This is a genomic window from Mesorhizobium sp. P5_C1, assembly GCF_054049815.1.
Window position 1 is genome coordinate 1 of record NZ_JBFULQ010000466.1, and the last position, 4,296, is coordinate 4,296.

At 59.9% G+C, this 4,296-nt stretch carries 5 protein-coding genes and 1 pseudogene; 5 read left to right on the plus strand and 1 reads right to left on the minus strand.

The genetic code is table 11. The features are described 5' to 3' along the window. The 3 genes and pseudogenes from ACXJ7R_RS25880 to ACXJ7R_RS25890 form a co-directional block, all read left to right on the plus strand. Positions 1-328, plus strand: a pseudogene (locus ACXJ7R_RS25880) (ABC transporter permease); the annotation flags it as partial. Between the two features lie 50 nt (positions 329-378). Then, positions 379-1,227: a transporter substrate-binding domain-containing protein gene (locus ACXJ7R_RS25885; RefSeq protein WP_457154312.1), complete on the plus strand. Its 849-nt coding sequence runs from the start codon at positions 379-381 to the stop codon at positions 1,225-1,227. Positions 1,228-1,302: 75 nt separating this feature from the next. Next, positions 1,303-2,556 carry a CapA family protein gene (locus ACXJ7R_RS25890; RefSeq protein ID WP_457154313.1) on the plus strand — a complete coding sequence of 418 codons (1,254 nt, stop codon included), beginning with the start codon at positions 1,303-1,305 and terminating at the stop codon, positions 2,554-2,556. Between the two features lie 16 nt (positions 2,557-2,572). Here the strand turns inward: ACXJ7R_RS25890 and ACXJ7R_RS25895 are convergent, their stop codons facing one another. Then, positions 2,573-3,052, minus strand: coding sequence for a helix-turn-helix domain-containing protein (locus ACXJ7R_RS25895; protein ID WP_457154315.1), 480 nt, complete (start codon positions 3,050-3,052; stop codon positions 2,573-2,575). A 198-nt stretch (positions 3,053-3,250) separates the two neighbouring features. On the opposite strand from ACXJ7R_RS25895, the gene ACXJ7R_RS25900 reads away from it, so the two are divergent. Beyond that, positions 3,251-3,487, plus strand: coding sequence for a helix-turn-helix domain-containing protein (locus ACXJ7R_RS25900; protein ID WP_457154314.1), 237 nt, complete (start codon positions 3,251-3,253; stop codon positions 3,485-3,487). A gap of 281 nt (positions 3,488-3,768) precedes the next feature. Next, complete coding sequence (locus tag ACXJ7R_RS25905; RefSeq protein ID WP_457154316.1) at positions 3,769-4,014, plus strand: transcriptional regulator; 246 nt, start codon at positions 3,769-3,771, stop codon at positions 4,012-4,014. The last annotated feature ends 282 nt before the right edge of the window (positions 4,015-4,296 follow it).

Consider the following 4,296-nt stretch of genomic DNA (forward strand, 5'->3'; position numbering starts at 1 on the left):
CCTGGTCACCTTCCCGATCGCTTTCCGGATATCGCTCCCGGCCTACGGCAACGAGATCGTCGGAATGATCAAGGGCTCGTCGCTGGCGAGCACCGTAACGCTGCTCGAGATAACCGGCATGGCGAGACAGATGGTGTCGACCACGTTCGCGCCGTACGAGATCTTCATCGTCGCCGGAGCGATCTACCTATCGCTCACCTCGATCGCGGTGAAAGCGATCCAGTTGCTGGAGCGATGGCTTTCAACCGACGGCAATCGTGTGCATCGACGCAGAACCCGATTGCGTCCGCCCTTGCCTGACCCCGAGATCACGACGCCCCTGCCCTGACCTGTGGGTTTTGGCGGCCCTTTCCATCTTAACCAACGAAGAGGTGCATCATGCGCATACCCCTAGCTATTGCTGTTTCTATCGCATCCCTGATGTCGGCATTACCGGCCAGCGCGCAAAGCGAGCGCGTCATTTCGATCGCCTCCGAAGGTGCTTCGCCGCCTTGGGACAGCACCGACGCGAACGGTCAACTCTACGGCTACGATATCGATGTCGGACAGGAGTTGTGCCGTCGCATCCAGATCAAATGTACCTTCGTCCCGCAGGATTGGGACGGGATCATTCCGGCACTGCTTGTCGGCAAGTTCGACGTGATCATGTCTGGCATGGCGATCACGGAAAAACGCAAGCAGAAGATCGCGTTCTCAGTTCCCTACGCCACCGGCTTCAACCAGTTCGTTGTGCGCAAGGACCTGGGTCTCGATCCTGGCGACATCAAGCAGAAGGTCAACCTCTCGAGCATCGGGGACAAGGAAAAGGCGACCATCGAACGCCTCAGATCTACACTCGCCGGCAGGGCGATCGGGGCCCTGCGCTCGTCGAATTCGGAAGCAGTCGTTAAGGAAATGCTGGGCGATATCGTGACCATTCGCAGTTACGACAGCCAGGACAACATGAAGCTCGATCTTGCCGCGGGTCGCATCGACGGCGGTCTGGCCGACTATTTCACCTGGCGCGATTTTCTGGAAACGCCTGCAGGCTCGGATGTGGTGTTTTTCGGGCCGGAATTGAAGGGCGGGCTCTGGGGGCCGGGCGTCGGCGCTGGCATGCGCAAGGACGATGCCGAGTTGCTCGCCAAGTTCAACGCGGCCATCGACGCGGCCACCAAGGACGGAACAATCAAGGCGCTGAGCCTGAAATGGTTCAAGAGCGATATCTCACCGGCCCTCTCGCAATAGCCGGGCACCAGTTCCGTCACCGATGTGGCGCCGGCCGGAACGCCAGCGCCCTCCCCTCCTTCAAGGCGAGCTCCCATGAAAGACCAATTCTGTGCGGTCGTTACCGGCCAATCCCTGATCAAACACGATATTCGTGACGTCAAAGACGAACGATTCATCGCGGTTAAGGACTTCCTGCGCCAAGGCGACGTCGTCTTCACCAACTTCGAGTCGACGATCCTCGGCAAGCACGGCGGGTGGCCGACCAAGGGCAAATACTTCGGATATTCCAGGGCTGAAGTGCTCGACGCATTGCAGGCCATCGGTTTCAACGCGCTTGCGCTCGCAAACAACCACGCTTTCGATCTCGGCGCTGGCGGCATCCTCTCGACGCTGGAGGAAGTGGAAGCGCGCGGCTTCCTGCATGCCGGCATCGGAGCCGACGAGACGGAGGCCAGAAAACCGGGCCGCAGCCGATTGGGCGCGCGCGAGGTCGCGCTTCTTGCGATGGATGCAGGCCCCGGCCCGACCAACATGTATGCCGAAGACCGCACGGCCTTCCGGCCGGCTCGGCCCGGCGTCAATCGTCTGAACACCGTTCGCAAGATGGGGGTGCCGGACGGGCATTTCAGCAGACTGGCAAGACTGGGCGCTCATTTGCAAAGCTCGCCCTTTGAACTGGCCAACTATGCGCAACCGGAGGACCCTGTAGAGGTGGCAGCCGGCACGGAGATCAATTTCTACGGCACCGTGTTCACGCAAGCCGCCGATTTCGGCCGTCTGATCGAAGTCGATCAGCGCAGCGCGAGTGTCCATCTGTCCGCCATCCAGCACGCGGCGGCACAAGGCGATTTCGGCATCGCCTATTTGCACCACCATCATTGGGAACCAGGTTGGCAGGACGTACCGCGCTGGGTTCAGACCTTTGCCAGGATGTGCATCGACGCCGGCGCTAACCTCTTCGTCAGCCACGRCGCTCCGGTGCTGCAGGCGGTGGAAATCTACAACGGCTCGCCGATCTTCTACGGCCTTGGAAATTTCCTCTTCCATGTGCACCCCGACGAAAACGAATGGGATCCACCGGAAGTCTGGCAAAGCATCGTCGCCGCGTGCCGCTATGATGCGGGCGGAACCCTGGCGGGGATAGATCTTCTGCCCGTCGCGATCGGCGCGGAAGCTCAGTCTCGCGGATCAGCAACGGGCAGATTGATACCCGTCGCCGTCACGGGAAGTGCGGCGCGAGACATCCTTGAGGGATTCGCGACCCGCTCGCGGGCGTTCGGCGTCGAAATCGAAGTATCCTCGGCTTGCGGCCGCATCGCCCTGCCCGCTGCCCGAAAATTCGGCTGACAGGCCCGACCGGCCGTCAGACGGTCTTGCATTCGGCCGGCGCGGATTCGCCGGCCGTTTCGCTATTCGCCTCTGTGTCTGGCAGGGCCAGTTCTTCTCCTAGCGCTGCGATCAGGGACGAGACGCGACCGCGCACACGCGGCGGAAGATTCACCAGCCCCTCGATCAGGCGCCGCCCTTCCGCGCTGGCAATGAAATCCAGGCGCTCATCGACCGGCAGGGGCCGCGCTTCGACGCGGGTCTCATCGTTTCCCGGCAGGCCTTCGAAAAAGCGGCCGACAGGAACGCCGAGCGAGCTGGCGATCTCGTAGAGCATTGACGCGCTCACGCGATTGCGCGCGTTCTCGTATTTCTGGAGCTGCTGGAAACTGATGCCGATGGATCGGGCGAGCTGGGCCTGCGAGACGTCCGATTGGACGCGAACGGTGGCAATCTGCCTGCCGACATGCTGATCGGCGGGATGACGGTCATTGTCGATCTTTGGCTTCGGCCCCATCCTAAGGAGGACGGAGCGTTGCGGTTTCAACAAGGCCTTTCGATGCTCCACTAGTCAGCCGGACAGAGAGTCTGTCGCTACGCGCCAGGTTCTTCGCGTCGATGTTCTCTGCAGATCGAGTCGCCATTTAATATACCTTATAGGGTGCAAAATGACCCTATAGGTGGCAAAGAAAATCTGCCTGCCGATTGTGGACTCATGGTCAGTCCACGACAGATTCGAGCCGCTCGGGCTTTGCTTGGTTGGTCGCAGCAGGAGCTCGCTGACAAGGCAATTGTATCGCTGAATGCGCTGGCCCGGTTGGAAAACGGCAAGGTAGATTCCCGGATCAGCACTTTGCAGGCCATAGAGGCGGCTCTGATAAAAGCGGGGGTCGAATTCTTGTCCTCTGGCCAAAAAGGTGAAGGTGTACGGCTCTTAGATCCTCTGGTTTGAACGTTCAGTTGGCGGGGAAGACGGGTTCCCATTCTCGCTTTCAAATGCCACAAGCACCCTCCTGCGGGTGACGAGAGGCAAAGTCGTGCTATTGTCGGAATCAGCCATGATCCGAGTTCCCTGAAGCTTGGTTGTGGTCAGGGCGGGATGACTGCCGACGCACGTCTCTCAGCCGAGTCCACAAGTGAGCCCCTGCCCCTATGAACTTTGACAGCAGAAAAACTCCCGTGAGCGATTTCATATCATATGAGTCATAAGTGATCAACTTGAAATTAGATGATATGAAAGAAATTTCCGGCGCCCAGATCAGAGCAGCGCGAGCGTTGATACGTTGGAGTGCCGAAGATTTGGCCGATGCAGCTAGCGTGGGCGTGGCGACAGTTAGGCGCTCAGAAGCTGCGGATGGCGTCCCTCCGATCACCATAGCGAATCGGAACGCGATCCGTGGTGCCCTTGAAAGGGCGGGCATCGAGTTCATTTCGGAAAACGGCGGTGGCGCTGGCGTGCGCTTGGCCAAACGGCAATAGCGAACGCCGAACGCACAGCTTCGAGCGATCGTCCGAATCTGAAGCCGTCCTGGTAGGGAACTGCTTTGGCTTGCAAAGGTGTTGGGTGACCCGTTGAGACACAGGGTTCCGGCCGCCTTCGCGCCAAAAACACACATTTAGGTTCCCGCAGCTAGAACCGGCGAGACACTGTCCGGAAAGATTGCCGGGCCGGTAGGTAGTGCCAAAAAGCAGCGCCCAAAAACGCGACTATGTCTGGCTATCGCTTGGACGAGACTAAGGCGCGGCGGCGGCGTGCTTCCT

Bases quoted from the DNA above. Each gene is read 5' to 3' on its own strand.
- ACXJ7R_RS25900 (WP_457154314.1), top strand. From the start codon at position 3,251: ATGGTCAGTCCACGACAGATTCGAGCCGCTCGGGCTTTGCTTGGTTGG.
- ACXJ7R_RS25895 (WP_457154315.1), bottom strand. From the start codon at position 3,052: ATGGGGCCGAAGCCAAAGATCGACAATGACCGTCATCCCGCCGATCAG.
- ACXJ7R_RS25905 (WP_457154316.1), top strand. From the start codon at position 3,769: ATGAAAGAAATTTCCGGCGCCCAGATCAGAGCAGCGCGAGCGTTGATA.
- ACXJ7R_RS25885 (WP_457154312.1), top strand. From the start codon at position 379: ATGCGCATACCCCTAGCTATTGCTGTTTCTATCGCATCCCTGATGTCG.